Consider the following 26,344-nt stretch of genomic DNA (forward strand, 5'->3'; position numbering starts at 1 on the left):
TCTTGCGATTATACACAAATGATGTAATCATTTTGTTAACCGAAGTGTTGGTCTAATTGGCGTCATTCAATTAATGGCAGCTTAGGAGAATAAAAACTATGACAAACAGACCCCGCGCATTTAAAAAGTCCCCAATTGCAGCTGGTATTCTTGCCCTCATGGCGGGTGCGAGTGGTGCCCAAGCCGCAAGCTGGGATTTTGGCGATGTTTCCGTTACTCTCGACTCTACATTCACTCTGGCTACCAGTATTCGCGTTGAAGACCGTGACCTCAACCTGATAGGTAAGAGTAATCAGGCCAATTTCAACTGGCTTGGTTATAACGCTGCATTTAATGAAAAATACTCGAGTTTTGACGTTTGGGCACAAACTGATGTTGGCGGTTATTCTACCAACGGTGATTTGGGTAACTTGGCACACGATCCAGGTGAAGCGTTTTCTACTCAGATAGCCGGTAACCATGAACTCGATATCAATATGGGTGATTATGGTTTCTTTGCCCGTGCATTCTGGTTCTATGATTTTGAACAGGAAGAGCGCGATAGACCGTGGTCAAACAAAATCACTGATCGCCGTGTCGACTTATGTGCAGACCCAGAGGCCGCTGATTTACTTTGCTCAGACTTTAGGCTGTTAGATGCGTTTTTCTATGCAGATGTTTGGGTCGGCGATATGCCACTGAGTATCCGTGTAGGTGAACAGGTTATAAGTTGGGGTGAAAGCACCTTCATTCAGCACGGTATCAATACTACAAACCCTGTTGACGTAACCCGAGCGCGCTCACCCGGTGCGGAATTGAAAGAAGTGTTCATTCCCGTAGGTATGGTTTATGCGTCCCTAGGGGTAACCGAAAACTTCAGTATTTCCGGTTACTACCAGTATGAATGGCAGGAAAGCTTGTTGCCAGTAGCGGGTAGTTATTTTGCCACCAATGACTTCGGTGGTGAGGGTGGTCAGGATAGCAACATACAACTCGGTTTTGCGGGAAATCCAGATATCGATCTTGAAACCTTGCTGGCGCAATTGAATGACTTGGGCAGTATGATTCGGTCAGGCGCAGATATCGCTCAGATCTCAGGTGCCTATGTGCAATACCCAAGAAAAGTGGCTATTCGTGGCTACAGTGATGCGGCTCTGAACAAAGCTGACGACCAAGGCCAATTTGGTATTCGTTTAACCTATTTCGCTGAAGAGTTAAATCAGACGGAAATGAGCTGGTACATGATTAACTACCATAGCCAGCGTCCACTGATTTCTGGTGTAACATCAGACTTCACTGCGGCGGGAATAGGGCACGATATTGGGTTGTTAGCAGACCCTAATGTCACTATTACACGAGATAACATTACTGACTTAAAAGCGTTCACAAAAGCTGAGTTCTATTTCCCTGAAGACATCAAGCTATATGGGTTTAGTTTCAACACAAACGTAGGAACGACAGCGATAGCCGGTGAGATTGCTTACCGTCAGGACGAGCCTTTGCAAATCGATGATGTTGAGCTTTTGTATATGGGTATGCCTGAGCAGCTAGCAACCGGATTCCCTGAATCAGCAGGTGCACTAGCAGGGATTTCCCAGCTCAATAATATCGGCAGGGCAGTAGGACCAGGTGAAACAGCAGAGGGCTTCTTGTTCTCTGATACCATGCAGATTCAGGCTACTGTTTCTCATGTATTTGGCCCTATGTTTGGTTCAGACAACTTCATCTTACTCGGTGAAGCGGGTTATGTTGACATTATGGATTTCCCAGACCCAGATGTGATCCGCCTAAATGCGCCCGGTACATCTAGAACACCGTCACTAGAGCCAAATCCGATTACTGGCAGTAGCAACGAAGGTTTGCACACGCTAGTATCAGATGGACCTGAGACTAACCCTTTTGCAACAGAAGATTCATGGGGTTACAGATTGGCCGCCGTCGCTGATTTTAACAATATCTTTAGCGGCATCAATCTGCGCAGCCGAGTGACATTTGCCCACGATGTAGACGGTACGACACCCGATCCGTTGTTCTTATTCATAGAAGACAGAAAGTCTGCGAATTTGTCGTTCACTTTCGATTATTTGAGTAAGTGGTCAGCAACTGCGTCTTACAGTGCTTTCTGGGGTGGCATAGGTACAACCAATGCATTGGCAGATCGTGACTTTATCTCTTTCAACATCAAATACGCGATTTAACGAGGCAGTATAATGAGAATGAAAAAATTAGGACTGGTAGCCGCCACGCTTGCACTAACGCTTGGCGCTAGTTCAGTTGCAAACGCAAACGTTACGCCAGAGCAAGCAGCAGCCTTAGGTGATACGTTAACGCCGCTTGGTGGTGAAAAAGCAGGTAACGCTGATGGCTCAATTCCTGCCTGGACGGGTGGAATCACAGAAGCGCCGGCAGGGTATACCCCGGGCGATTTTCACATTGATCCCTTCCCAAATGACAAAGTGTTATTTGAAATTACCGGCAGTAATTATAAAGAGTATGCTGATTTTTTATCGCCAGGCCAGATGAAGCTATTCGAATTGTACGGCGACACCTATCGTATGCCTGTTTATGAAACGCGCAGGACAGCATCAAATCCTCAGTCGGTTTATGATGCTACTAAGGTGAATGCAACTCGTGCAGAACTACTGGATGGTGGTAATGGTATTAAAGGTGCCGCTATCGGTATACCTTTCCCTATTCCGCAAAATGGCCTAGAGGCCATTTGGAACCATATTTTGCGTTATCGTGGTGAAGGGGTTCAGCGGTATGGTGGTCAGGCTGCGGTAACGTCAGGGGGTGATTACAACGTCATTGGTTTTGACGAGCAGTTGATTCTGAAGTATTCATTGCCAGATGCCACACCAGAAAGTTTATTGGAAGATAACATCTTGTTCATGTTTAAACAGAAGGTTACCAAGCCATCGCGTTTGGCGGGTACGGCCTTGCTGGTGCACGAAACAGTTGACCAAATCAAAGAGCCGCGCAAGGCGTGGACATACAATACCGGGCAGCGTCGTGTTCGATTGGCGCCTAACATAGCGTATGACACACCCGGAACGGCAGCTGATGGTCTCAGAACTACCGATGATTTCGATATGTTTAATGGTTCTCCAAACCGCTATAACTGGGAGTTAAAAGGCAAACAAGAGATGTATATTGCGTATAACAACTTTAAGCTAAATAGCAATGAAGTGTCATACGAGGATATACTTAAGCCGAATCATATCAACCCAGACGTGACGCGTTTTGAGAAGCACCGTGTTTGGGTTGTTGAAGCAACGTTAAAAGAGGGGTTCCGCCACGTTTATCAGAAGCGTGTGTTCTTTATAGACGAGGACAGCTGGCAAATTCACGTTGCAGATATGTATGACAATCGCGGTGAACTGTATCGCGTAGCCATCGCTCATGGTGTAAATTATTATGAAGTTCCTACACATTGGTCTACATTAGAAGTGTTCCATGACTTAAATTCACGTCGCTATTTGGCGTTGGGTCTGGACAACGAAGAGACAATGTATGATTTCAGTGTAGAACTGACCGATAAAGAGTTTACACCTCAAGCCTTACGGCGAGAGGGCATACGCTAATCACAATGACGGTTGGCGATTGCCAACCGTTTTTTTATATTGTCCCTTAAAACATCAACAAGGATAATAGAATAGATGAATTCAATGCGCCGGCTTGCCTGCCTCCTAGTGTTATTTTCTTCCTTTCCTCTCTCTGCTCAAGAAGCATCGTTTATCGCTCCACTTGCTAAAAGCTCAGTTTTGCTCGACGCAAAAGTGGGTGATTATCTGGTAGTAGTGGGTGAACGTGGACATGTTTTACTCTCAGAGGATGGTGAGGTGTTTGAACAGGTTCAAGTTCCTACGCAGTCAACGTTAACGGCTGTTTCTATGATTGGCGATAACATATGGGCCGCGGGGCATGATGCTGTCATTCTTTATTCGGGTGATAGAGGGGCAACCTGGACCGTACAAAATTATGAGCCCGAATTAGAGCGGCCTTTTTTGGACCTGCATTTCTTTGATGTTAATGAAGGGATTGCAATTGGCGCATACGGGCTGTTCTACAGAACGGTAGACGGCGGTTTAACTTGGCAACCAGAGAGACATGCTGAATTACTTGACCCGATGGATCAAGAGTACCTTAACGAGATCAGGCAAGAAAGCGAGGAGTTTTATCTACAGGAGCTAGATTCTATCTTGCCCCATTTGAATCGCGTGAGTGAAAGTGGTGATGCGTTATTTATGGCTGGTGAAACAGGTCTGCTCGCGTCAAGCAGCGACAGAGGAAAAAGCTGGCAACGCCTATCAGCCAATTATGCTGGTTCTTTTTTTGACATTAAAGCTGTTGATCAACAAGGTACACTGTTAGCTGTTGGCCTTAGGGGAAATGCCTTTGTTAGCGAGTCAGGCGAAACCTGGACAAAGGTTCAAACATGTACAACAGCCACGTTAAACTCGCTCTATCATCACGAAGATAACACCTGGATAGCGGTAGGCAATAATGGTGTGATCACCAGGCTTCAACTTCCATTGCAACAGGCCTTAGACGCGCCTGCATCGCAATGTGACTCGCTGTCTGAGGTAACCACAACTCAAACTGCCGACAAGAGCGCCATTGTAAATCTGGTTTCAGTTCGGGACCAGGTATTTGCAGTGTCTGCGCAGGGCATTCAACTGTTGGACTTAAAATAAGAAAATCGCATGACGAAGTTTACTGAAATTGCAGAAAAAGCCATATTCTCTAATCGTCCCATCGTTATTTTGCTGTTTGCATTGGCGACGCTGTTTTTGGGCTACCAGTCGTCTCAGTTGAAATTGGATGCAGGGTTTGAAAAGAATATTCCCCTAAATCACGAATACATGAAAACGTATATGAAGCACCGTGAAAACTTTGGTGGTGCAAACAGTATTTTGGTTTCAGTGTGTGACAAGAGTGGCAATATTTTAAATCAGAATTTCTTCGATACGTTGAAGGATGTTCACGATCAGTTGTTTTTCATTAACGGTGTAAACCGTTCACTGGTCGTGTCTTTGTTTTCGCCATCCACGCGTTTTACCGAAATCGTAGAGGGCGGTTTTGCCGGCGGACCAGTCATTCCCGCTGATTTTGATTCATCGCGGCCAGAAGCTTTGCAGTTAGTAGCGGCGAATATTGAAAAAGCCAAAATCGTAGGACGACAGGTGTCAAACGACTACTCCTGTGCCATGGTTACCGCCCAGCTACTTGATATCGACCCAGAGACCGGTGAGGCACTTGATACCTTGTCGCTGGCAGCCGAACTAGAAGAGAAGCTTCGAGGGCAATACGAAAATGACAAGATAAGCATCCACATCATTGGCTTTGCTAAGATGATTGGTGATGTGGCTGACGGCGCAAAAGATGTAGTGATGTTCTTTGCCATTGCCATTGCGATCACCGCGGTGATGGTGTATTTCTTCTCACGCTCACTGATGCTCACCTTGTTACCGCTAATTTGTTCGGTCATTGCGGTGATATGGCAAATGGGGCTGCTAACTGTACTCGGGTTTGGGTTGGATCCCATGTCAATACTGGTGCCATTCTTAGTGTTTGCCATTGGTGTGAGTCATGGCGTTCAAATGATAAATGCGGTAGAGAAGCGAGCCAGCCGAGGAATGGATGCAAAATCAGCGTCTATGTCAGCGTTTCGTACACTGCTAGTGCCTGGTGGTATAGCGCTTTTATCCGATACCGTGGGCTTCATGACCTTGTTAGTCATCGACATCGGCATTATCAGAGAACTTGCTATAACGGCCAGTGTGGGTGTTGCGGTGATAATTTTAACGAATTTGTTATTACTGCCAGTGTTGATGAGCTATCTGAAGCTCAATAAAAGCGACGTTGAAGACTTTTCTGAGAAGGAGTCTGACACTTCAACATTCTGGAAAATTACCGCGGGTTGCGCCAACAAAAGTTCGGCATTGGTGATTGTTGGCATCACTATCGTGTTGTTTGTGTTGGGTTTGATTCAATCTCAGCAAATGAAAATTGGCGACTTGCATGCTGGTGCACCGGCGTTGCATGAGTCGTCTCGCTATAACCAGGACGTATTCTCAATTACTGATAAGTACGAGGTTACCGTAGATTATATATCTGTGTTAGTAGAGACCTCAGCGGAAGCGTGTACATCCCATGCGGTGATGAAAGCGATAGATGATTTCCAGTGGAAAATGGAAAACGTCCCAGGTGTACAATCAACGGTTTCCTTAGCGTCAGTAGCCAAGGTGGTTAACGCGGGCTACAACGAGGGCAATGTTAAGTGGCAAGTATTACCGCGTAATCAGCAGACATTAGTACAAGCCATGAGTAGGGTACCTACATCATCGGGCTTGTTGAACAATGACTGTTCTGTGATGCCTGTGATTCTATTTATGGAAGATCATAAAGCCGAATCTATCGAACGGGTAGTGGACGCAGTAAAGAGCTATCGTGATGAGTATGAAACCGATGACCTTAAATTCAAACTGGCATCTGGACCTGTTGGCGTTATGGCGGCTACCAATGAAGCCGTAAGTGCAGCACAAGACCCTATGATGCTATACGTCTTTGGGGCTGTGATTTTACTGTGTCTGTTAAGTTTCCGCTCTTTGCGTGCAACCTTGTCTGTGGTTATTCCACTGTATGTTGTGTCTATACTTGCTCAGGCACTGATGACGTATCTGCAAATAGGCCTGACGGTTTCAACGTTGCCGGTTATCGCATTAGGGGTTGGTATTGGTGTGGATTACGGCATCTACATTCTTTCAACCATGAATGCGAAATTGAAGGAAGGAGCGTCGGTCGAAGTTGCTTATTTAGCGGCATTAAAAGAGCGCGGCAGTGCAGTGCTGTTCACTGGGATCACACTGGCAATAGGTGTGAGTACTTGGGTGTTTTCTTCACTTAAATTCCAGATGGATATGGGCATTTTGTTGACCTTTATGTTTGTTGTAAACATGTTAGGCGCCATAATCGTACTGCCAGCCATTGCCCGATTGCTGTGGTGGCGTCGTTAAACAAAAATATTTTTGCATATATAGTCACAAAAAGGGCCAAAAGGCCCTTTTTTTATGGTCGTTTGTCAGATAGTTATCTATGCTGTTAATAATTCGTAAAGTAAAGGCTTTAAATACCTGATTGAATTAGCGAAAATAGGCCTTGGGTGAACGCGCTAAAACAATAAAGGACCCGTAATGACAGTCAACACTCAACGACACTCTGTACTCCTACAAAACGTATTTACGTTAATTGATAAAAAAGTCGCTGCCGATTCTCGTGACATGGTGAAAGATTTTGCCAAGTTATTGTTCAGAAATATGTCAGCGGATGATCTTGAAAATCGAAATGACAGTGATTTATACGGTGCAACTCTGAGCCTGTGGCAAACATTTGCGCAATACGATAAATCTGAACCCCATATCCGTGTATTTAATCCCGAGATCGAAAAGCATGGCTGGCACTCTAGTCATACCATTGTAGAAATCATGGTAGACGATATGCCGTTTTTGGTTGATTCCATTCGTATGGCATTAAACCGCCTTAATATTACGGCTCATTTATTACTGCACAATCCCATTGGTTTACAGCGCGACAAAAGCAACAGTATCGTAAAGCTTTCCAGCGGTGTGAAAGAAGAAAAAGCGTCGCACAAAGAGACGGTGTTTCTAATTGAAATAGATCGTCAAAGCACAAAACGCGATTTAGATATCTTGACGAAAGAGCTACATTCTGTTGTTGATGAAGTGTCACTTGCTGTGAGCGACTGGCAATCTATGCGGGCAAAGCTCAAAGAGGTGATGACTTCTTTTGATAATGCACCTTGCCCCGCTGGCGATGCAGTAAAAAAAGAAACGCAAACGTTTATTAAGTGGTTATACAACCATAATTTTACCTTGATGGGGTATCGCCACTATTCGGCTAAGGCCATTAAGGGTGACCATCGCTGGGTTCCCGATAATGATAGTAGCCTAGGCCTGATGAAAAACTCTATCAGTGACCGCGAGCGCTTGTTGTCACGTATACCAGCTTCTGCTAGAGAAGAAGCATTAAGTGATAAACCGCTTATGCTGACTAAAACCAATACAAGAGCTCGTGTCCATCGCCCGGCCCATATGGATTATATAGGTGTTAAAGAGTTCGATAAGTCGGGCCAGGTGATTGGTGAACACAGATTTATTGGGTTGTATTCAGCGTCCTTTTACAACAGCAGTGCAACAGGCCTTCCTGTACTCAAGGAAAAAATCGAACGTATCTGTAATCTGTCAGGTTTTGAACCAGGTACGCATGCGTTTAAAGCATTCGTTAATATAGTTGAAACATACCCTCGTGATGAATTGCTGCAGACTTCTGAAGAAGAGCTGGCGCAAATTGTGTTGGGTATTTTTCAGATGCAAGAGCGCGGGATCTCCAGAATGTTCATGCGCAAAGATGTGTTTGGCCGCTTCTATTCGTGCATGGTTTATGTACCCCGCGAGCGCTACAACACTCAGTTGAGAAAAGATACTCAAGAGCTCCTTAAACATTCATTTGGTGCTTCGGAAGAGGTTGAGTTTACCACTTACTTTTCAGAATCAGTGTACGCGCGTACACACTATATTGCCCGGGTCAAAAATAATAATACGGACGTCGATGTGAAAGAAATTGAAAAAAATATTATCGAGCTCAGCAAAACCTGGAACGACAGGTTAGCTGCTGCGATCCGCTCGGCTCATGGTGAAAGTAAGGGTAAGGCACTTGAAAACCGCTATATCAATGCATTTTCTCGAAGTTACACTGAACAAAATCTTCCTAGCGCGGCGTTAGTCGATATCGGTAAGCTTGAACAGTTAAACGATCAACACAAACTCGACATGCTGTATTACCGTCCGCAGGAAGAGCCGGCAGGCAGCGACGTCGTTAAACTGAAACTGTTTCACAAAGACGTGCCTATTCACCTCTCTGATGTGTTGCCAATGCTTGAAAACTTTGGCTTGAGAGTCATAGACGAAAGTCCTTACCGTATAAAATGTGCTGAAGGTGACACCCATTGGATAATGGATTTCAGCATGCTCCACAAGCGCGATAAAAAGCTCAATATGGAAGAAGCGCAGGCGTTATTCCAGGATGCATTTGCCAAGGTCTGGAACAATGCATTGGAAGATGATGCGTTTAACCGGTTAGTGCTAGGTGCCGGCTTGACTGGCCGTAAAGTGACCATTTTGAGAGCGTATGCCAAATACATGCGTCAGACCGGAAGCTCTTTTAGCCGCGATTATATTGCAAACACCTTGTCAAAATATCCGCAAATAGCCACCTTATTAGTGCAGTATTTTGATATGCGTTTTGATCCGACAATCAAACGCAATGCCAAAAAGACGGAAGCTTTGTTGGCGACTATCATTGAGCACTTGGACAATGTAAGTAACCTGGATGATGACCGTATCATTCGTCGTTATCTGGATATGATGGCAGCAACCTTGCGGACCAATTTCTATCAACCAGATGACAAGGGTGAGGAAAAGTCTTATGTGTCTATTAAGATGCAGCCTGAGCTTATCCCTGATATGCCATTGCCATTGCCGAAGTTTGAAATTTTTGTGTACAGCCCTCGTGTCGAGGGTGTACATCTTCGCGGAGGTAAAGTAGCCCGTGGTGGATTGCGCTGGTCTGATCGCCAGGAAGATTTCCGTACTGAAATTCTTGGCTTGGTTAAAGCACAACAGGTAAAAAATACCGTAATTGTGCCTGTGGGCGCTAAAGGCGGCTTTGTGTGTAAGCAACTTCCCACTGAAGGCGGCAGACAAGCGTTCTTCGAAGAGGGGCAGGCGTGTTATCGCATGTTTATACGCAGTCTCTTAGATATCACAGACAATATTGTAGACGGCGCTATCGTACCGCCTAAGAATGTCGTTCGTCATGACGAAGATGACCCTTATTTGGTTGTAGCTGCCGACAAAGGTACCGCAACATTTTCTGATATCGCGAATGGCATTGCTGAAGAGTTTGGTTTTTGGCTAGGCGATGCGTTTGCGTCGGGTGGAAGTATTGGCTATGACCATAAAAAGATGGGTATTACTGCGCGTGGAGGCTGGGAGTCTGTTAAGCGCCATTTCCGCGAGATAGGTATTGATTGTCAAACTACAGATTTTACCTGTATCGGTGTGGGTGATATGGCAGGTGATGTATTTGGGAACGGTATGCTTCTTTCAGAGCACACGCGAATCATAGCCGCCTTCAACCACATGCACATTTTCTTTGATCCTAATCCAGATGCAGCTGCGTCGTATAAAGAGCGAAAGCGTTTGTTTGACGATCCAAGCCTGAGTTGGGAAGACTATGACAGCAAATTGATTTCAAAAGGCGGTGGTATTTTCAGCCGTGCAGCCAAATCAATCAAGCTGACGCCAGAAATGAAAAAGTGGCTGAGTACACGCCAGCAAACTATGACGCCCAATGAGCTCATTCATAACATACTCAAAATGCCTGTCGACTTGCTTTGGAATGGCGGTATTGGGACGTACGTGAAAGGAAGCAAAGAGTCTCACTCCGAAGTGGGAGACAGAGCTAACGATACGACCCGCGTCAACGGCAAAGACCTACGCGTTAAAATAGTGGGTGAGGGTGGTAACTTGGGCCTCACCCAGCTAGGTAGAGTTGAGTTCGCAGCAAACGGCGGGCGCGTCAATACCGACTTCGTTGACAACGTGGGGGGCGTTGATTGCTCCGATAACGAAGTCAACATTAAGATATTGCTTAACTCGTTGGTTCAAAGTGGTGATATGACCATGAAGCAGCGAAACGAGTTGCTTTATGCAATGACTGATGACGTCTCAAAGATAGTTTTGCATGATTGTTATCGCCAGACGCAGTCATTATCAATTACTGAATTGGGTGGTGTTTCGCAACTCAAGGAGCAGCTTCGTTTTATTCACGGTTTAGAGCGCGACGGAGCCTTGAATCGCGAACTAGAATTCATTCCCAGTGATGATGAGATCTCAGATCGCGTTGCGACTGATAAGGGGCTGACTCGACCTGAACTATGCGTCTTGATTGCCTACGGCAAGATGGTTTTAAAAGATTCTCTGAATATCCCTGAGATAACAGACAATCCTTATCACGGCAAATTGTTAATTGAAGCATTCCCCGAGAGGCTTCGTGATAAATTTGCCGATAAGATGCAGGAGCACCCGCTTCGTAGCGAAATTATTGCCACTAAGTTGACCAATGAAATGGTCAACACTATGGGTCTGAATTTTGTTTTTCGCATGCAAGAAGAAACCGGTGCTTCAATTCAGGAAATTGCCGATGCATATAGTATCGTTAATGGTATTTTTGATATTGATATGCTTTGGGTTGATATTGAAGCTCTCGATAATAAAGTGGATGCAACTGTTCAATTAAGAATGCTGGAAAGTGCACGACGTTTGCTACGCAGAGCGGCGCGTTGGTACATACGTCATGGCGATAAAAGCAAAAGTATCAGCGATGCCATTGCTTATTACACGCCGACCATGGAAAACTTGCTGGTTAACTTAGGTGATTATCTGGTTTCAGCTGAATACAACCAGCTAGAATCTAATACCCAGAAGTTAATAAAAGAGGGTGTACCCGACAAGTTAGCATACCGTGTGGCCAGCTTCAGCAATCTGTTCTCTACACTTGATTTATCGCAAATCAGTGACGAGACCAAGCATGATACGACCTTAGTTGCCCGATTGTATTATCAGCTGGGATCAAAGCTTGAGCTTCACTGGTTCCTTGATCAAATCAATAATCAGGCTGTCAGCAATCACTGGCAAGCATTGGCCAGAGCATCTTATCGTGAGGAACTTGATTGGCAGCAGCGTTCGATTACTACCAATCTTTTGTCAACGGGTGATGAAGCAAAAAATGCCGATGACATCTTGAATGCCTGGATAGAGAGTCATGACGTGCTGCTTAAGCGTTGGTATTTAATGATGAGCGAGTTTAAAACTAGCTCGACGCACGAATTTGCTAAATTTTCTGTCGCACTTCGTGAATTGATGCTTTTAAGCGTGAAGTCAAACCATTAAAATACCCACAATCAGACAACATGCCCTGGTTTGATTACCGGGGCATTTTTGTATAAGCCCGTTAATTATTGAAAGTGATCTCATGTTTCAAGTTGCACAGCACGCCTTACACGCCCTCTCTCCAGAAACTGCGCATGACCTAACTATAGGTTGGCTAAAGCGCACCCAACGCACTCCGTTAAAGGCCACCTACGCGCAACATCGCATTGATAAGCCCGTTAAGGTTGCAGGTATCACGTTCCCCAATCCAGTGGGGCTGGCCGCAGGACTGGACAAAAATGGCGAATGTGTGGACGCTTTTGCTGCTATGGGTTTCGGTTTTGTTGAGATTGGCACTGTCACACCAAAAGGTCAGCCGGGGAACGACAAACCTCGTATTTTTCGTATTCCAGAGAAGCAAGCCATCATCAATAGAATGGGATTCAATAATTACGGCGTTGATTATTTAATTGAAGAAGTGAAAAAGGTTAAGTCATCGTGTGTTGTGGGCATTAATATCGGCAAAAATAAAGCAACGCCCGAAGCGCAAGCGCTTGACGATTACGTGCACTGTCTGAACCGAGCCTATCCGTATGCTGACTATATTACCGTAAATATTTCGTCACCCAATACGCCGGGCTTAAGGAATCTTCAGTACGGTGAAGCACTTGATGCATTGCTCGCAGGGTTGAAGGCCGCGCAAGAAACACTGGCACAAGCTCATGGGCAATATAAGCCATTATTTATTAAGATTGCGCCTGATTTATCCGATGAAGAAATAAAGAGCATTGCGGCATCACTGATGAAGGCTAAGATGGATGGCGTAATCGCGACGAATACCACCCTATCAAGAGAGAGTGTCGCTGGGCTCGAGCATGCGGAAGAAGCTGGCGGTTTAAGTGGCTCAGTATTAACTGATATGTCGTTACGCGTAACCGAGGTTCTTGCCGAATCTCTAGCTGGCAGCCTACCTATTATAGGGGTTGGCGGAATTGACAGCCCAGAGGCTGCAAAAGCAAGATTGGAGGCAGGAGCATCTCTGGTCCAACTATATTCAGCCTTTATTTACCAGGGGCCAACCCTAATAAACAAAATTGTGGCTGCTTTATGAGCATGATCCACGTCACCACGAGCAAAGGGTTAGATACGTTATTAGACGACGAGATTCATGCGCTGCTTCCTGATGTCACTACGAAGATGTCTCCTGGCTGCATTTCTTTTGAAGGCACTTTGGAAGATGCGTACACCTTATGTCTGTGGTCCAGACTAGCAAATAGAGTCCTCTGGCAGCTGGCCGAAGGCAAAGTCAATGATGCCGAAGACCTTTACCAGCTTGCCGCTGACATAGACTGGTCGATGCAATTTAAGACAGATTCACGGTTTATGGTGCAGTTCAATGGCACAAACAGAGCCATTCAGCATACCCAATTTGGAGCACAAAAAACCAAAGATGCGATCGTTGATCATTTTTCAGAAAATGGCGCGTCGCGACCTAGTATTGACACCAAACAACCCGATATTTCTGTGTTTGTAAGATTGCGCAGAGAGCAATGCCAAATAGGTATTGACCTATCTGGTAGGAGCTTGCATCAGCGTCATTATCGCGAAGCGCAGGGTGATGCGCCGCTTAAAGAGCATGTAGCTGCAGCGATGTTAATGCGCAGTGGCTGGACTGAGAATAAGACACTCCCCTTGGTCGACCCCATGTGTGGTTCGGGTACGATTGCCATCGAAGCCGCGTTAATAGCAACTAATGTAGCACCTGGTTTAAACCGTGAAGTATGGGGCTTTTCTTATTGGTTGCAACACAACGCAAATAGCTGGCTCCGTCTGCGTGAAGCTGCGTTAAATGCGAAAACAGAGTGCGAGTGTAAAATACTAGCCTCAGATTCAGATAAGCGTCTGGTCATTAAAGCAAAGAAAAATGCCGACAATGCTGGCGTATTTTCATTAATACAATTTTCTCACCGTGATGCGTTGCAACTTACACCCGCTGACACTGAATCAGGTTTTATTGTGTCTAATCCTCCCTATGGGGAGCGTCTCAGTGAACTGGCCCAACTCGTTCCCTTGTTTACGCAGTGGGGTAAACATCTAAAACAAGAGTGGTCGGGTTGGCATGTAAGTTTACTCAGCAGCAATCGCGACTTGTTGCGAACCTTGAAACTTCGCGCAGACAAAGAGTATGCCGTTATGAACGGTAAGCTTGAATGTAAGCTGGTTAATTATGCCTTGGTTGGCGATAACCTGGAAATAATTGGTAATGATGCTGAACATCCATTCTCAAATCGCCTGAAAAAGAATATTAAGCGCTTAAAACCTTGGCTTAAAACACAAGATACTGAGTGTTACCGGATTTACGACGCTGACTTGCCAGAATACAATGTGGCTGTGGACCGTTATGGTGATTATTACGTTGTACAGGAGTATGCGCCGCCAAAAACGATTGACGAGCAAAAAGCCCGTCGGCGGTTACAGGATGTACTCTTGTATTTGCCCGCAGCGCTGGGGATAAACACAGACAAGATAGTGTTAAAAGTGCGTGAGCAGCAAAAAGGCAAAGCCCAATATGAAAAAGTCAGTCAAACTGAAAAGCGTATAACGGTAAGAGAAAACGGGGCGCGGTTTTTGGTCAACCTGTGGGACTATTTGGACACCGGATTGTTTCTTGATCACCGGGAAACGCGTCAGATAATCAAGAAAGAAGCCAAGAATAAAGACGTTCTCAATTTGTTTTCTTATACCGGCAGCGTTTCCGTAATGGCGGCGTTAGGCGGAGCGAGATCAGTGACCACCGTTGATATGTCTAATACCTACTTGCAATGGGCTAAAGATAATTTCCGAGAAAACCATATAACAGGTCCACATGCCTTTATACAGGCCGATTGCTTGAGCTGGTTAAAATCTCACAAAGGTAAATACGGGTTGGTTTTTGTCGACCCACCGTCTTTCAGTAATTCTAAACGGATGCAAACAACCTGGGATGTTCAGCGTGATCATCTTTCGCTGTTAGTAAACGCAGCGGCTTGCCTTAATGAAGAAGGAACCCTGATGTTTTCGAATAACAAACGGGGCTTTAAATTGGATGTGAACGGGTTGCAGCAGGCAGGGCTTATTGCCACAGAGATAACAGAGCAGACTATTCCCGAAGATTATAAGCGCCGCGGAAACATTCACAAATGCTGGAGCATCACCCGTGCACATTAATCTGTATACTGGGCCCCAGTGTAGTTTGTGTGATGATGCAAAATCATTGCTCGATACATTGCCAGAAAATATTCGCCCTCAGGTAACACAAATTAACATTAGAGATGATGTAAACCTGTATCATGCCTATGCAGTTCGTATTCCGGTATTAAAGCGAACTGATAATCAGCAAGAGTTGGGCTGGCCTTTTGACCAGACACAGTTAATTCAGTTTCTATCATGAGTTTATTACAACTAAAAGACATTCAGCTTGCCTATGGCACACCGGCGTTATTGGAGGGTGTTGACCTAACGATCCACAACGGAGAACGGTTGTGCATTGTGGGACGTAATGGCAGTGGGAAGTCAACGCTCATGAAAGTTATCGCAGGGGAAATACTCGCTGATGATGGTCAACGCATTATAGATAGCAGTGTTGGTGTAGCCAGATTGGAGCAAGATCCCCCAGAGCGGGGAGACGTGACCCTGTTTGATTATGTCGCCGAAGGTTTATCCGATGTCGGTGAGGTATTAAAGGCTTACTTTAGACAACTTGATGTGGTCGCTCATTCTCCTGATGAGAGTAATCTCGCTCGGCTACAGCAGCTTCAGGATAAACTTGAAAGTGCTAATGCCTGGCAATTTGAACAAAGGATAGAACAAACTTTATCGACCCTAAAACTACAAGGGAATGCACTACTTTCATCACTGTCAGGTGGTTGGAGAAGAAAAGCGGCGCTTGCTCGGGCTTGGGTTCAGAACCCTGATATTCTGCTACTGGACGAGCCTACCAACCATCTAGATGTCCAAATGATCGACTGGTTAGAGTCCAGTTTAAAGCAGTTTCAAGGCGCAATCGTATTTGTGAGCCATGACAGAGCATTTATTCGACATCTGGCTACCCGTATTCTGGATTTGGACCGCGGTTGCTTAACCAGTTATCCGGGCGATTACGATACCTATCTGCAAAAGCGTGAGGAAGCGCTGGCGGTGCAGGAAACGCAACAAGCTGAATTTGACAAAAAGCTAGCTCAGGAAGAAGTGTGGATTAGGCAGGGGATCAAAGCCCGAAGAACTAGAAACGAAGGTAGGGTTAGAGCGTTAAAAGCGCTCCGTGAAGAACGCAAAAAACGCCGAGAGCTGCAAGGCTCAGTTGTTGCAAAACAAAGTAAAGCCGCCCGTTCAGGCAAGCGCGTATTTGATGTAGAGGGGCTGTCCTTGATACGTGGTGGTCATATCGTCGCTAAAGATCTCAACTTACAGGTGCTACGAAAAGACAGAATTGCATTTCTGGGGCCTAATGGATGTGGGAAAAGCTCGCTCATTCAGTGTTTATTAGGTGAGCTTTCCCCAGACAGTGGGGACGTTCACCAAGGCGCTAACCTTGAGGTTGCCTATTTTGATCAACACAGAAGTCAACTCGATTTAGAGAAAACAGTGATAGATTGTGTGGGTGACGGAAAACGTGATTTAATCGTTAACGGTCACCCCCGTCATGTCATTAGCTATTTACAGGATTATTTGTTTGAGCCTGAAAGAGTCAATGCTAAGGTAAGTTCTCTTTCGGGTGGAGAAAAAAACCGCCTGTTGTTAGCAAAAATCATGTTAAAGCCAAGCAATGTCCTGATATTGGATGAGCCAACCAACGACTTGGATGTTGAAACCTTAGAAATGTTGGAAACGTTATTGATTAACTACGACGGTACAGTGTTACTAGTGAGTCATGACAGGGACTTTATAGACAATGTTGCGACAGCATCCTTGTCTTACGAAACCGGAGGACAATGGCAGGAGTTTGTGGGTGGATACTCCGACGTCTCCCGCTGGTATCAAGAAAATCAGGCGAAAACAGAAAAAAGTGGAACTCAACCCAAGTCACAGAGTCCTAAAGCCACGTCTTCTGTCACTAAGCCAAAAAAGTTATCCTATAAAGATAATCGGGAGCTGGAAACGCTACCACAGGAAATTGAAAAATTAGAGCTTGAAGTCGCGCAGATACAAGAAAAGATTAACGCGCCAGATTTTTTCAAGCAAGAGAATACGCAACCCATTTTAGATAGCCTGCAAAAGCAGGAGGCCGCACTGAGTCGTGCTTATGAGCGATGGGATGAATTGGAAAGCATGTTAGCTGACATGCAGCAGTAAACAGGAAATAGAATGAGAAAAACAATTCTTGCCAGTGCCGTTGCGCTGGCCAGTCTGAGCCTAACTACCACCGCCGCCGTGTATGACGTTGACGTTTTGACGGCAAATGATCTGGCGCAAAATGTATTTGCCAAAGGTATAGACGACACTGGCAACGCATTAGTGGTTGTTCAAAATGAATACAATCAACCTATCGACCTGTCACAGTTGGATTTTGATAATGAAGCGTTTACGGCAAACCTGACCGATGTTGATGCCGCAAAAGAGGGTAACTTCAACGATGCTGATTACAATTTAATTATTGCCTTGTTACGGTCTTCCACAGGCAGAAACACGGGCGGTCAGCGACTGCCCAATTTCAGAAGTTACCAGCAAAGTGGGGTGCAGATTAATTCGGTATTTGCGTTTGACGAACTCAACGAAAATTTCAATGCATTGAGCCGTTCTAACCAGGTCATCGTTAGAGATAGCTTGAACGGTGATTATTTTGTTGGAACCAGTGATGATGCGTTTAGCTTGTTCACTTACACCGATACTGATGGAGACGAACAGACAATTCAAATCAACGATTTTGGTAATCGTGGTTTTGTTCAAATTAATGGTGTGACAACAGGCTTGCCCGGTCCATATAGTACCTTAGGAGGCAGCTCTGACGCGTTCGCCATTAACAATAATTTGCAAGTAGCGGGTAGTGCGATTGTCTCTGTTAGCGAAAACGTGACAGATGCGATTGAAAGGTGTGACGATGATGACGCTAGGGGCGATACGCCCATTGAAGTGTGTCGCTGGAGAATTAACTATCCAAATAATCTAAACGGTGCCTCTGTTTCAGCGATTGTAGCTGGCGGTCAGCGCAGAGCGGTGATTTGGGAGTTGTCAACCGATGGTACGCTGGTAAATACCCAAGAGTATGGTTTGCTGTTTGAGCCTGAAGAAGATGATACCTTCCTGTATTTATCGGAAGCGGTAGATATTAACGATGCGGGTATCGCCATAGGTACAGCAAGTACCGGTGAAATAGTAGAGATTACACGGCCCAACCCAAACAGTGGCGTCGGTTCTAACATTATTGAGCTTGGTGTTGTTGCCACTTCTTTTCACAACGGCGAAATGACCGAGCTGCTGGATAGAAGCACGTTTAGCCAGAGTAGGGCATTGGTAATTAACAACAACAATTGGGTAGCCGGAATCTCAGCGCAGGTTGCGAGCACCACTGCCAGAGACAAATTATTTGTAAAAAACTTAGACTCCGGTGAAGAACGTATCGTTAATGGTTTTTTCACCAGCTCTCAAACCACGCCAAGAGATATTAACGACAACAATATTATTGTGGGTGAAGCAGAAGTTGAGGTGAGTAATGAAGCAAGGCGTGAAAAGAATGCCTTTATGTACAATATCGAAACCGATGAATTCGTAAACCTAAATACCCTGATCCCATGTGATGCGCCTTACACCTTGGTTGACGCAGTTGGCATCAACAATAACGATGAAATTTTGGTAACTGCGCGTGCGAGTTCACCGATTAGAGATGCGCGAGGTCAGGATGTGCTGGATGATGATGGGAATCAGCAACTGATTGACAAAGCCATTGTTTTAAAACTCTCGCCTAACGCGAACGGGCAGGTTGAAGAATGTGGCGGTTCCACAGATACAGACACTATTCCTGAGCGTCAGGGCGCTTCTCTACCGCTATCGGTATTGGGCTTTTTAGCAGGTGCTCTGGTATTCTTTAGGCGATATAACGAAAGGGATTAATCCCTTTCGTGTTTATGAAAAAAAAATGTAATAAAAAATACATAAACGCATCAGGAATTTAGTTAATGTCAATACCTTTTAGCGATAAAATTCATTGAACCAAATGCCAACTTAGCCTATCAATAATAGTGTGAGAGGTTGTGAACTGCCGCCATGAATACAAATTGATTTAGCGCGCAAGTAAGCAACGTTTCATACTTAACTTGAAAGAGGCGAATCAATGAAAAGACAAAAAAGAGATAAAGCTACACGTGCTCATGCAAAGGGCTATCAAGCAGGTATCAGTGGACGTTCTAAAGATATTTGTCCATTTCAGGCAGCAGAACCCCGGTCGCAGTGGTTAGGAGGATGGCGCGAGGCGGTCGAAGATAGGCAGATTGGCCTGGGAACGCGTTAACTTAATCTCAAAAAAAGCCCCTTTACGGGGCTTTTTATTTAGAAATTACTCGTATCTTGGAACAAACCAACCTTTAAATCTTTTGCACTGTATATTTCTCTTCCATCAACTTTTACAATGCCATCGGCCATACCCATAAACAGTTTGCGTTTTATTACACGCTTCATTGTAATGTGATACGTTACTTTTTTAGCGGTCGGCAGTATTTGGCCCGTAAACTTGACTTCACCGACACCTAAAGCGCGGCCTTTACCCGGTCCGTCACACCAGCCAAGGAAAAAGCCAACCAATTGCCACATAGCATCTAAACCTAGGCAACCTGGCATTACCGGATCACCCGGGAAGTGGCAGTCGAAAAACCACAGATCGGGCGTAATGTCTAATTCAGCAAGAATTTCACCTTTGCCATATTCACCACCGTCTTCGGTAATGGAAACGATCCGGTCCATCATCAGCATATTGGGTGCCGGTAACTGACTGTTGCCCGGTCCAAACATTTCTCCGCGACTGCATGCTAAAAGATCGTCACGGTTGAATGCATTAGGCCTATTACTCATGGGTTTCCTCATTTTTTTATCGAGCGCGTAATTTAGCTAACACTTGTACGCTATACAACTCTGAACAGTGATTTTTCTCTAAATTTTCACATGCTACACTTCTGTGTAGTGCAAAATCACAGAATAAAATGTATGACGGTAAGTAAAACAAAATCCCAATTGAATGCTGAAAAGCAAAAACGCTTTCGGGAGCGCCAAAGAGACGCGGGAAAAAAGCTAGTTCGTGGCTACATTACGCCAGAAGCCATGAGTTGTTATGAAGAGATACGAGACAAAACCCATTGGAAAGACAGTGAAGTGCTCTCTAACGCACTCCGCCTTACGTATGCTGCTTACAAGTGTGGTCAAATACAATTGCTGACACAATGGCTAAAAGACCATGAGCGCTAGCTCAGTTTAGCCTGTTTCCTGGAGGGGCTAGAAGGCGTAGTATGCCTCGCAATGATGCGCCTGGCTTCCTGTTTCACTTCGCGTTTTTTTCTGAACGCCCACATTCTTTCTCTTGCATCTTCCATCGCGCGCTCAATGTCGATTATTGGTTTAGGGTACGCCAACGGCTCGGAGCCAAACAAAGTAAAGTCAAGTGGCGTGAGTTTCCAAGGCTGGAAGAGTAGGGGCGGAGGAAGTGCATTGAGTTCAGGTACCCATTTGTAGATAAAAGTACCGTCGGGATCATTGTCTTCGGCCTGTTTAACCGGGTTGTATAACCTGATCGTGTTGGTACCCGTCACGCCTGCTTGCATTTGAATTTGTGGATAATGAATGCCTGGTTCGAAATCCAAAAACACGGTGGCAAGGTGTTCAGCCGCCAGTTTCCAATGTACATTGAGAACATGGGTTAAGAAACTTACTAACAGTGCTCTCATGCGAAAATTAAGATAGCCAGTCTCGTTTAATGCTCGCATACAGGCATCGACAAGCGGAACACCAGTCTTACCCGATTTCCATGCATAAAAGCGGCGTTGTGCCTCTGGACCTGTTTCGTAGGGATAAGACAGATAGGCTTTATTGACTGGTCTGAATTCCATGTCAGACTCGCTTTCAAATTTTTGAATAAAATGACAGTGCCAATGTAGCCGCGAGGCTACAGCTGACATTGGACGACGCCACTCCGGCCTGTTTTGTTGCAGAATGCTGTGATAAACCTGTTTAACTGAAATGTTGCCCCATGCAAGGTAGGGGGACAATCGAGAACAAGCTTTTCTCGCGAGCGCTGGCTTTGATATGTGTTGATGATAGTGTTTTCCTCGGTCTTTTAAAAAACTCTTCAACACTTGCCATGCACGGCATTCACCGCCCGGTTGACGGCTTGGATGGGCACAGATATCGTCAGTCTGGCCAATTACCTCTGAAGGCAACGCTGCAAAGGATGTAAACCAGTTTACTGCTGCTAAGTCAATATCACTAGTTGGCGTAAGGATGCGTTGTTGCCAGCGTTTATCCCAATCTTGACGATGAGATAACCCCCGATACACGGCCCCGTAAGGAGATTCATGCCAATGTAAATTGTGCTGACAACACCATGTTGCAACTTTTTTGTCTCGTTCGAAGGTTACACACAAACCAATTTGTTGGTAGCTATAGAGTGATGCCAAACCAAGATGCCGCTGAAGTTTCTTCAGTAAGCCCTTCATGTTACCTCGGAACACAAGAACCTGTGTGTTGAATGCGGACAATTGCTGATCAATATCTTTAATCGACTGAAAAACAAAGGTTTGATGGCGCTCATCATAATGGGGATTAGCCCAGATATCATTATCTATAGCATAACAGAGTAAAACAGGCTGACCATTTTGAGCCGCAAGTTGCAAAGGGGCATGGTCTCTTAGCCTAAGGTCACGTTTTAACCAGACTAGGTTAACCATTTACGCCTAAAGGCTCCATCTGCATCATAATACTGGGCTTGTTTTTCAAGGTTGAATTGACGATGACCACGGGGATCACTGCCAACCCCTGCAAGGTACTGCCAATTGCCATAATTACTGGCAACATCAAAATCGATCAGTTGTTGTTCAAAATAAGCGGCCCCATAACGCCAATCCAAATTAAGTTCATGAACAAAGCAAGAAGCCACAAGTTGTCGTCCCCGATTAGACATAAAACCAGTTTCATTCAATTCATGCATGTTGGCATCAACGATATCGAATCCGGTTGCACCCTGACACCAAAGGTGGAAGCGCTTTTTATCATATGAGGTCTTAGGCAGCTTGTTTTGAATACCCGAAATCTTGAAAAAAGCCGTCTTGTGTTTTGTTAGTTGCCAATGAAAAAACTCACGCCACAGTAATTCAAAAAATAACCAGTACGTGGACTCATTAGCAACATGTGCCTGCTCGTAGGCTTTGAGTTTTTCGTAAATCACGCGTGGTGACACATGTCCATTGGCTAGCCATGCTGAAAACTTACTTGAAAAATCCCAACCAAGCATTCCGTTACGTGTTTCCTTATATCGAGACACCGCGTGTGTTCGGCTAAAATAATAATCAATCTGATTTAACGCATGCTTTTCTCCACCGATATGCTTAGCATCATCGGTCACAGTGCAGTCAGTTGGCGGAGCAGTGCCAATATCAATATCACTGGGCGGAGGTGGTAGCGCCTCAGGCGGAGGGAGGCTAGCATTTACCGATGAATATTTTTCCACTTTTCTACGAAAGGGAGAGAAGTGGTCTGGCATAGACTCAAGCGAAAACGGTAAGGTGTCTGATTCATATAGTAGAGTGGCACTGTCTTCAAAAAACACCAGCTCCTCATGTGCCTCCTTCAACCTAGCAATTTGGTGCACTTCATTTGGACCGGCGTAAGCAGCACATCCCATATGAGTCACTTTATAATGGGAAATCAACCGGGTGATAACCTCGACAGGCTGACCTTTTTCAATAATGAGTGTTTGCCCTAAATGAAACAATTGCCTATTTAGCGATTGTAGCCCAGATTGAATAAAGTCATTTCTGCGCGCTCCTAATGGTGTAGTTCCGTAGGCTGTGGTTGTGAACCATTCCTGATCATACACGTACACACACAACAAGCGGTCAACCTGGTCGGCTAATTTACGCAGCGCTGGCATATCGGTGAGACGACAATCGTGCCGAAACCAGAATAATCCAGTTAATAGTTTTCTCTCATTCATATGTCTGAATAGAGGGCCCAGCAAAAAAAGATCATTCAGTGACTAAAGCAAATAGCATAATGTGGTTCAGAAAGGACCTAAGACTTAAAGACAATCCGGCATTGCACTTTGCTGCCAAACAAGGCGATGTTTTACCCGTATTCATTTTAGATACACAGACCGATCAAAACGATGCGCTTGGTGGCGCCTCTCAGTGGTGGTTACACCACTCATTAGAATCGCTGAATCGCGATCTGGGTGGTAAGTTATTGGTTTTAAAAGGCGCACCCAAACCTTTACTAGAAAAACTGATTGATGCTTTTGATATTCAGGTTGTTACGTGGAATCGTTGCTATGAGGCTAATAGCATTGAACGAGATACCGATATAAAACAACACCTCACAAAAAAGGGACTAACGGTTAAGAGCTTCAATGGTTCGCTTTTGTGGGAGCCAATGCAAATCACAAAGCAGGATGGCAGTCCCTACAAAGTATTTACTCCTTATTATCGAAAGGGCTGTTTAGCTGCACCGCCGCCCCGGTACCCTGAAGAAAAGCCAAATGTTACTACGTTAGATAGTAAGGGCTATGGTTTGTGTATTGAAGAGCTGTGCCTTCTCCCTGACATTGCGTGGGACCAAGGCCTAAAAGAAACGTGGCAGCCTGGAGAAGAGGGCGCTGCGACGCGTTTGCATACCTTTCTTGATGGACCGATTTTACGCTATAAAGACGATAGGAACATTCCTGCGATCCGGGGCACTTCAATGTTGGGTCCACATTTTCATTGGGGTGAAATGTCAGTAAATCAGGCGTGGTATGCTACGTTGGACAAATTTGGCGGGATGGATAAAGAAGGGGTTGATACGTTTCTAAGTGAGCTGGGTTGGCGTGAATTTAGTTATTATTTATTGTTTCACAACCCACAGCTGAGAACGAAAAATGTTGCATCAAAATTTGATGCTTTCCCATGGCGAGAAGACTCGTCAGCATTGAAGCGTTGGCAGAAGGGCCAGACAGGTATTCCTATTGTTGATGCGGGTATGCGTGAACTATGGCAAACCGGGTATATGCATAATCGTGTACGCATGGTAGTGGGGTCATTTTTAGTCAAAAATCTACTACTTGACTGGCGATTGGGTGAACGCTGGTTTTGGGATTGTCTCTGTGATGCCGATACGGCCAGTAACAGTGCTAGCTGGCAGTGGGTTGCTGGTTGCGGAGCAGATGCTGCGCCCTATTTTCGTGTATTCAACCCCGTTTTGCAGGGAGAAAAATTTGATAAACACGGTGAGTATGTAAAAACCTATTGTCCAGAGTTATCCGCCCTTCCAAATAAATACATTCATAAGCCCTGGGATGCACCAAAGTCGGTATTATCGGAAGCAGGTGTGACCCTCGGGGAGCATTACCCAAAACCGATCGTTGATCTAAAAGCATCAAGGGTACGGGCATTAGAGGCTTTTGATGCGGTGAAGCAAGCATCATGACAGAGAAAGTACTCAGAGTTGTATTGGGCGACCAGCTAAACCTGTCTATCTCTGCATTAGAGGGTATAAAAGCGGCTTACGATACTGTAATAATGGCAGAGGTGAGAGAAGAGGCCACCTATGTTAAACACCACAAGAAAAAAATTGTTTTTCTCTTTAGCGCAATGCGTCATTTTGCACGTTTACTCGAGCAAGAAAAATTCAATGTATGTTACGTCGCCTACGACGACGAGAGTAACAAAGGGAGTCTCTTCGAGCAGGTAAAACATCAGCTAAGGCAAGAGGAATATAGCAAAATCGTGTTGACTATGCCGGGTGAATATCGGCTGCTTGAGGAGGTGAAAAGCTGGTCAGATAAGTTTAGTTTACCTGTCGACATTAGGCCGGATAATCGTTTCATAGCCGATGACGGCTTTTTTGCCAACTGGGCAAAGGGCAAAAAACAGTTGAGAATGGAATTTTTTTACCGAGAGATGAGGAAACGTACCGGGTTTCTCATGGAGGGTGATCATCCTGTAGGAGGAAAGTGGAATTATGATGAACAAAACCGCTCTCCGCTGCCCGCACAAACCTCTATTCCAAAGCCAACACACTGTGTTGTGGATGACATAACCCATGACGTTATCAGGCTTGTAGAAAAGTATTTTCCAGATCATTTTGGAGACATTCTACCGTTCCACTATGCCGTTACACGAGAGCAAGCGTTAGACGTGCTTGATGAGTTTATCGAAAAAAGGTTGGTTAATTTTGGTCAATATCAGGATGCCATGGCACAAAATCAGCCTTGGTTGTTCCACTCTCATATTAGCTTCTATCTAAATTGTGGTTTGTTGCATCCTGAAGAAGTCATCGCTCGGGCTGAAGAAGCTTATTACAATGACAACGCACCATTAAATTCTGTTGAGGGATTTATACGTCAAGTTTTGGGTTGGAGAGAATACGTTCGCGGCTTTTATTGGTATTTCATGCCCGCACTTAGTACTGAGAACGTGCTTCAAGCAAAACGAAAGCTGCCGGATTTCTTTTGGTCTGGTCAAACGAATATGAACTGCCTTCGTCAGTGTATAACAGAAACAAAGCAAAACGCTTATGCCCATCACATCCAAAGACTGATGGTCCTAGGTAATTTTGCATTATTAGCAGGTCTGTCACCCAAAGCGGTCAATGAATGGTATCTCATTGTTTATGCTGATGCTTATGAATGGGTGGAACTTCCCAATGTGTCGGCAATGATCTTGTATGCAGATGGCGGAAAGCTAGCCAGCAAGCCTTACGCCGCGAGCGGCAGTTACATTAACAAAATGTCTGACTATTGTAAGAAATGTGGCTATAGCGTGAGTAAAAAAACTGGTGAAAAAGCGTGCCCTTTTAATTATCTGTACTGGGACTTTATTGATAGAAATTTGGAAGCTCTGGGTAATAATCCAAGAATGAATATGACGTTAAACACCTATAAAAAGATGTCAGAGGAGAAGTTAACCCTCATTCGGGAAAGCGCGTCAGCATTCTTACACAAAATCGACAATGCACAAGAAGTGTAATCTACCGCAGAAGACGTGCGTCGTCTGTCAACGCCCCTTTGCGTGGAGGAAGAAGTGGGAACGGGACTGGGAAAACGTGAAATACTGCTCTAAACGGTGCGCGAGACAAAAAGACAAACACGCTAATTTGTGTAAAACTTAAAACTTAGAAGGGTTGCCTTTTTCGGTTTTGCA

At 45.0% G+C, this 26,344-nt stretch carries 18 protein-coding genes; 15 read left to right on the forward strand and 3 right to left on the reverse strand.

The annotated features are described in order from the left end of the window. Positions 1–98: 98 nt before the first annotated feature. The 11 genes from DRW07_RS07350 (at position 99) to rmf (ending at position 19,476) form a co-directional block, all read left to right on the forward strand. Positions 99–2,177, forward strand: coding sequence for a DUF1302 domain-containing protein (locus DRW07_RS07350; protein WP_124027239.1), 2,079 nt, complete (start codon positions 99–101; stop codon positions 2,175–2,177). An 18-nt stretch (positions 2,178–2,195) separates the two neighbouring features. Further along, entirely contained in the window at positions 2,196–3,563 is a 1,368-nt protein-coding gene (locus DRW07_RS07355) for a DUF1329 domain-containing protein (RefSeq protein WP_124027573.1), read from the forward strand. 75 nt (positions 3,564–3,638) lie between these two features. After that, the gene (locus tag DRW07_RS07360) at positions 3,639–4,676 is read left to right on the forward strand and encodes a WD40/YVTN/BNR-like repeat-containing protein (protein WP_240630534.1); all 1,038 of its coding nucleotides are present in this window, start codon (positions 3,639–3,641) and stop codon (positions 4,674–4,676) included. A 9-nt stretch (positions 4,677–4,685) separates the two neighbouring features. Continuing rightward, entirely contained in the window at positions 4,686–6,998 is a 2,313-nt protein-coding gene (locus DRW07_RS07365; protein WP_124027240.1) for an efflux RND transporter permease subunit, read from the forward strand. A 177-nt stretch (positions 6,999–7,175) separates the two neighbouring features. Continuing rightward, complete coding sequence (locus DRW07_RS07370; RefSeq protein WP_124027241.1) at positions 7,176–12,014, forward strand: NAD-glutamate dehydrogenase; 4,839 nt, start codon at positions 7,176–7,178, stop codon at positions 12,012–12,014. Positions 12,015–12,096: 82 nt separating this feature from the next. Beyond that, positions 12,097–13,104 (forward strand): quinone-dependent dihydroorotate dehydrogenase, encoded by a 1,008-nt coding sequence (pyrD, locus tag DRW07_RS07375; protein WP_124027242.1) that lies wholly within the window; start codon positions 12,097–12,099, stop codon positions 13,102–13,104. Next, positions 13,101–15,200, forward strand: a complete 2,100-nt coding sequence (gene rlmKL / locus DRW07_RS07380; protein ID WP_124027243.1) for a bifunctional 23S rRNA (guanine(2069)-N(7))-methyltransferase RlmK/23S rRNA (guanine(2445)-N(2))-methyltransferase RlmL — start codon at positions 13,101–13,103, stop codon at positions 15,198–15,200. Before pyrD ends, rlmKL begins: the two co-directional genes overlap by 4 nt. Next, complete coding sequence (locus tag DRW07_RS07385; RefSeq protein WP_124027244.1) at positions 15,190–15,423, forward strand: glutaredoxin family protein; 234 nt, start codon at positions 15,190–15,192, stop codon at positions 15,421–15,423. Before rlmKL ends, DRW07_RS07385 begins: the two co-directional genes overlap by 11 nt. Further along, positions 15,420–17,324: an ATP-binding cassette ATPase Uup gene (gene uup / locus DRW07_RS07390; RefSeq protein WP_124027245.1), complete on the forward strand. Its 1,905-nt coding sequence runs from the start codon at positions 15,420–15,422 to the stop codon at positions 17,322–17,324. Before DRW07_RS07385 ends, uup begins: the two co-directional genes overlap by 4 nt. Positions 17,325–17,336: 12 nt before the next feature. Continuing rightward, positions 17,337–19,079 carry a DUF3466 family protein gene (locus DRW07_RS07395; protein WP_124027246.1) on the forward strand — a complete coding sequence of 581 codons (1,743 nt, stop codon included), beginning with the start codon at positions 17,337–17,339 and terminating at the stop codon, positions 19,077–19,079. A gap of 220 nt (positions 19,080–19,299) precedes the next feature. Next, a complete protein-coding gene (gene rmf, locus DRW07_RS07400; protein WP_124027247.1) occupies positions 19,300–19,476 on the forward strand; it encodes a ribosome modulation factor in 177 nt (58 codons plus the stop codon). Between the two features lie 38 nt (positions 19,477–19,514). Here the strand turns inward: rmf and fabA are convergent, their stop codons facing one another. After that, on the reverse strand, positions 19,515–20,033 hold the full coding sequence (gene fabA, locus DRW07_RS07405; RefSeq protein ID WP_124027248.1) for a 3-hydroxyacyl-[acyl-carrier-protein] dehydratase FabA: 519 nt from the start codon (positions 20,031–20,033) through the stop codon (positions 19,515–19,517). Positions 20,034–20,165: 132 nt separating this feature from the next. On the opposite strand from fabA, the gene DRW07_RS07410 reads away from it, so the two are divergent. Next, positions 20,166–20,423 carry a hypothetical protein gene (locus tag DRW07_RS07410; RefSeq protein ID WP_124027249.1) on the forward strand — a complete coding sequence of 86 codons (258 nt, stop codon included), beginning with the start codon at positions 20,166–20,168 and terminating at the stop codon, positions 20,421–20,423. Here the strand turns inward: DRW07_RS07410 and DRW07_RS07415 are convergent. Together DRW07_RS07415 and DRW07_RS07420 are read right to left on the reverse strand one after the other, a co-directional pair. Next, the gene (locus DRW07_RS07415; protein WP_124027250.1) at positions 20,420–21,898 is read right to left on the reverse strand and encodes a cryptochrome/deoxyribodipyrimidine photo-lyase family protein; all 1,479 of its coding nucleotides are present in this window, start codon (positions 21,896–21,898) and stop codon (positions 20,420–20,422) included. The two genes, DRW07_RS07410 and DRW07_RS07415, sit on opposite strands and share 4 nt — an antisense overlap. After that, positions 21,886–23,163, reverse strand: coding sequence for a DASH family cryptochrome (locus DRW07_RS07420; RefSeq protein WP_124027251.1), 1,278 nt, complete (start codon positions 23,161–23,163; stop codon positions 21,886–21,888). The genes DRW07_RS07415 and DRW07_RS07420 overlap by 13 nt, the downstream gene beginning before the upstream one ends. 59 nt (positions 23,164–23,222) lie before the next feature. On the opposite strand from DRW07_RS07420, the gene DRW07_RS07425 reads away from it, so the two are divergent. The 3 genes from DRW07_RS07425 to DRW07_RS07435 are packed head-to-tail and all read left to right on the forward strand — an operon-like array spanning position 23,223 to position 26,312. After that, entirely contained in the window at positions 23,223–24,629 is a 1,407-nt protein-coding gene (locus tag DRW07_RS07425; RefSeq protein WP_205665375.1) for a cryptochrome/photolyase family protein, read from the forward strand. Next, the gene (locus DRW07_RS07430) at positions 24,626–26,170 is read left to right on the forward strand and encodes a cryptochrome/photolyase family protein (RefSeq protein WP_124027253.1); all 1,545 of its coding nucleotides are present in this window, start codon (positions 24,626–24,628) and stop codon (positions 26,168–26,170) included. The genes DRW07_RS07425 and DRW07_RS07430 overlap by 4 nt, the downstream gene beginning before the upstream one ends. Further along, positions 26,154–26,312, forward strand: a complete 159-nt coding sequence (locus tag DRW07_RS07435) for a DUF2256 domain-containing protein (RefSeq protein WP_124027254.1) — start codon at positions 26,154–26,156, stop codon at positions 26,310–26,312. The genes DRW07_RS07430 and DRW07_RS07435 overlap by 17 nt, the downstream gene beginning before the upstream one ends. Positions 26,313–26,344 lie beyond the last annotated feature (32 nt).

This window comes from Paralteromonas sediminis, from assembly GCF_003820355.1.
Taxonomy (GTDB): Bacteria; Pseudomonadota; Gammaproteobacteria; order Enterobacterales; family Alteromonadaceae; genus Alteromonas_F; species Alteromonas_F sediminis.

Excerpts from the sequence above, each read along its gene's own strand:
- DRW07_RS07395 (WP_124027246.1), top strand. The coding sequence starts at position 17,337 with ATGAGAAAAACAATTCTTGCCAGTGCCGTTGCGCTGGCCAGTCTGAGC.
- DRW07_RS07360 (WP_240630534.1), top strand. The coding sequence starts at position 3,639 with ATGAATTCAATGCGCCGGCTTGCCTGCCTCCTAGTGTTATTTTCTTCC.
- DRW07_RS07420 (WP_124027251.1), bottom strand. The coding sequence starts at position 23,163 with ATGAATGAGAGAAAACTATTAACTGGATTATTCTGGTTTCGGCACGAT.
- rmf (WP_124027247.1), top strand. The coding sequence starts at position 19,300 with ATGAAAAGACAAAAAAGAGATAAAGCTACACGTGCTCATGCAAAGGGC.
- DRW07_RS07430 (WP_124027253.1), top strand. The coding sequence starts at position 24,626 with ATGACAGAGAAAGTACTCAGAGTTGTATTGGGCGACCAGCTAAACCTG.
- rlmKL (WP_124027243.1), top strand. The coding sequence starts at position 13,101 with ATGAGCATGATCCACGTCACCACGAGCAAAGGGTTAGATACGTTATTA.
- fabA (WP_124027248.1), bottom strand. The coding sequence starts at position 20,033 with ATGAGTAATAGGCCTAATGCATTCAACCGTGACGATCTTTTAGCATGC.
- DRW07_RS07365 (WP_124027240.1), top strand. The coding sequence starts at position 4,686 with ATGACGAAGTTTACTGAAATTGCAGAAAAAGCCATATTCTCTAATCGT.
- DRW07_RS07350 (WP_124027239.1), top strand. The coding sequence starts at position 99 with ATGACAAACAGACCCCGCGCATTTAAAAAGTCCCCAATTGCAGCTGGT.
- pyrD (WP_124027242.1), top strand. The coding sequence starts at position 12,097 with ATGTTTCAAGTTGCACAGCACGCCTTACACGCCCTCTCTCCAGAAACT.
- DRW07_RS07435 (WP_124027254.1), top strand. The coding sequence starts at position 26,154 with ATGCACAAGAAGTGTAATCTACCGCAGAAGACGTGCGTCGTCTGTCAA.
- DRW07_RS07355 (WP_124027573.1), top strand. The coding sequence starts at position 2,196 with ATGAAAAAATTAGGACTGGTAGCCGCCACGCTTGCACTAACGCTTGGC.
- DRW07_RS07410 (WP_124027249.1), top strand. The coding sequence starts at position 20,166 with ATGACGGTAAGTAAAACAAAATCCCAATTGAATGCTGAAAAGCAAAAA.
- uup (WP_124027245.1), top strand. The coding sequence starts at position 15,420 with ATGAGTTTATTACAACTAAAAGACATTCAGCTTGCCTATGGCACACCG.
- DRW07_RS07370 (WP_124027241.1), top strand. The coding sequence starts at position 7,176 with ATGACAGTCAACACTCAACGACACTCTGTACTCCTACAAAACGTATTT.
- DRW07_RS07425 (WP_205665375.1), top strand. The coding sequence starts at position 23,223 with ATGTGGTTCAGAAAGGACCTAAGACTTAAAGACAATCCGGCATTGCAC.
- DRW07_RS07415 (WP_124027250.1), bottom strand. The coding sequence starts at position 21,898 with ATGGTTAACCTAGTCTGGTTAAAACGTGACCTTAGGCTAAGAGACCAT.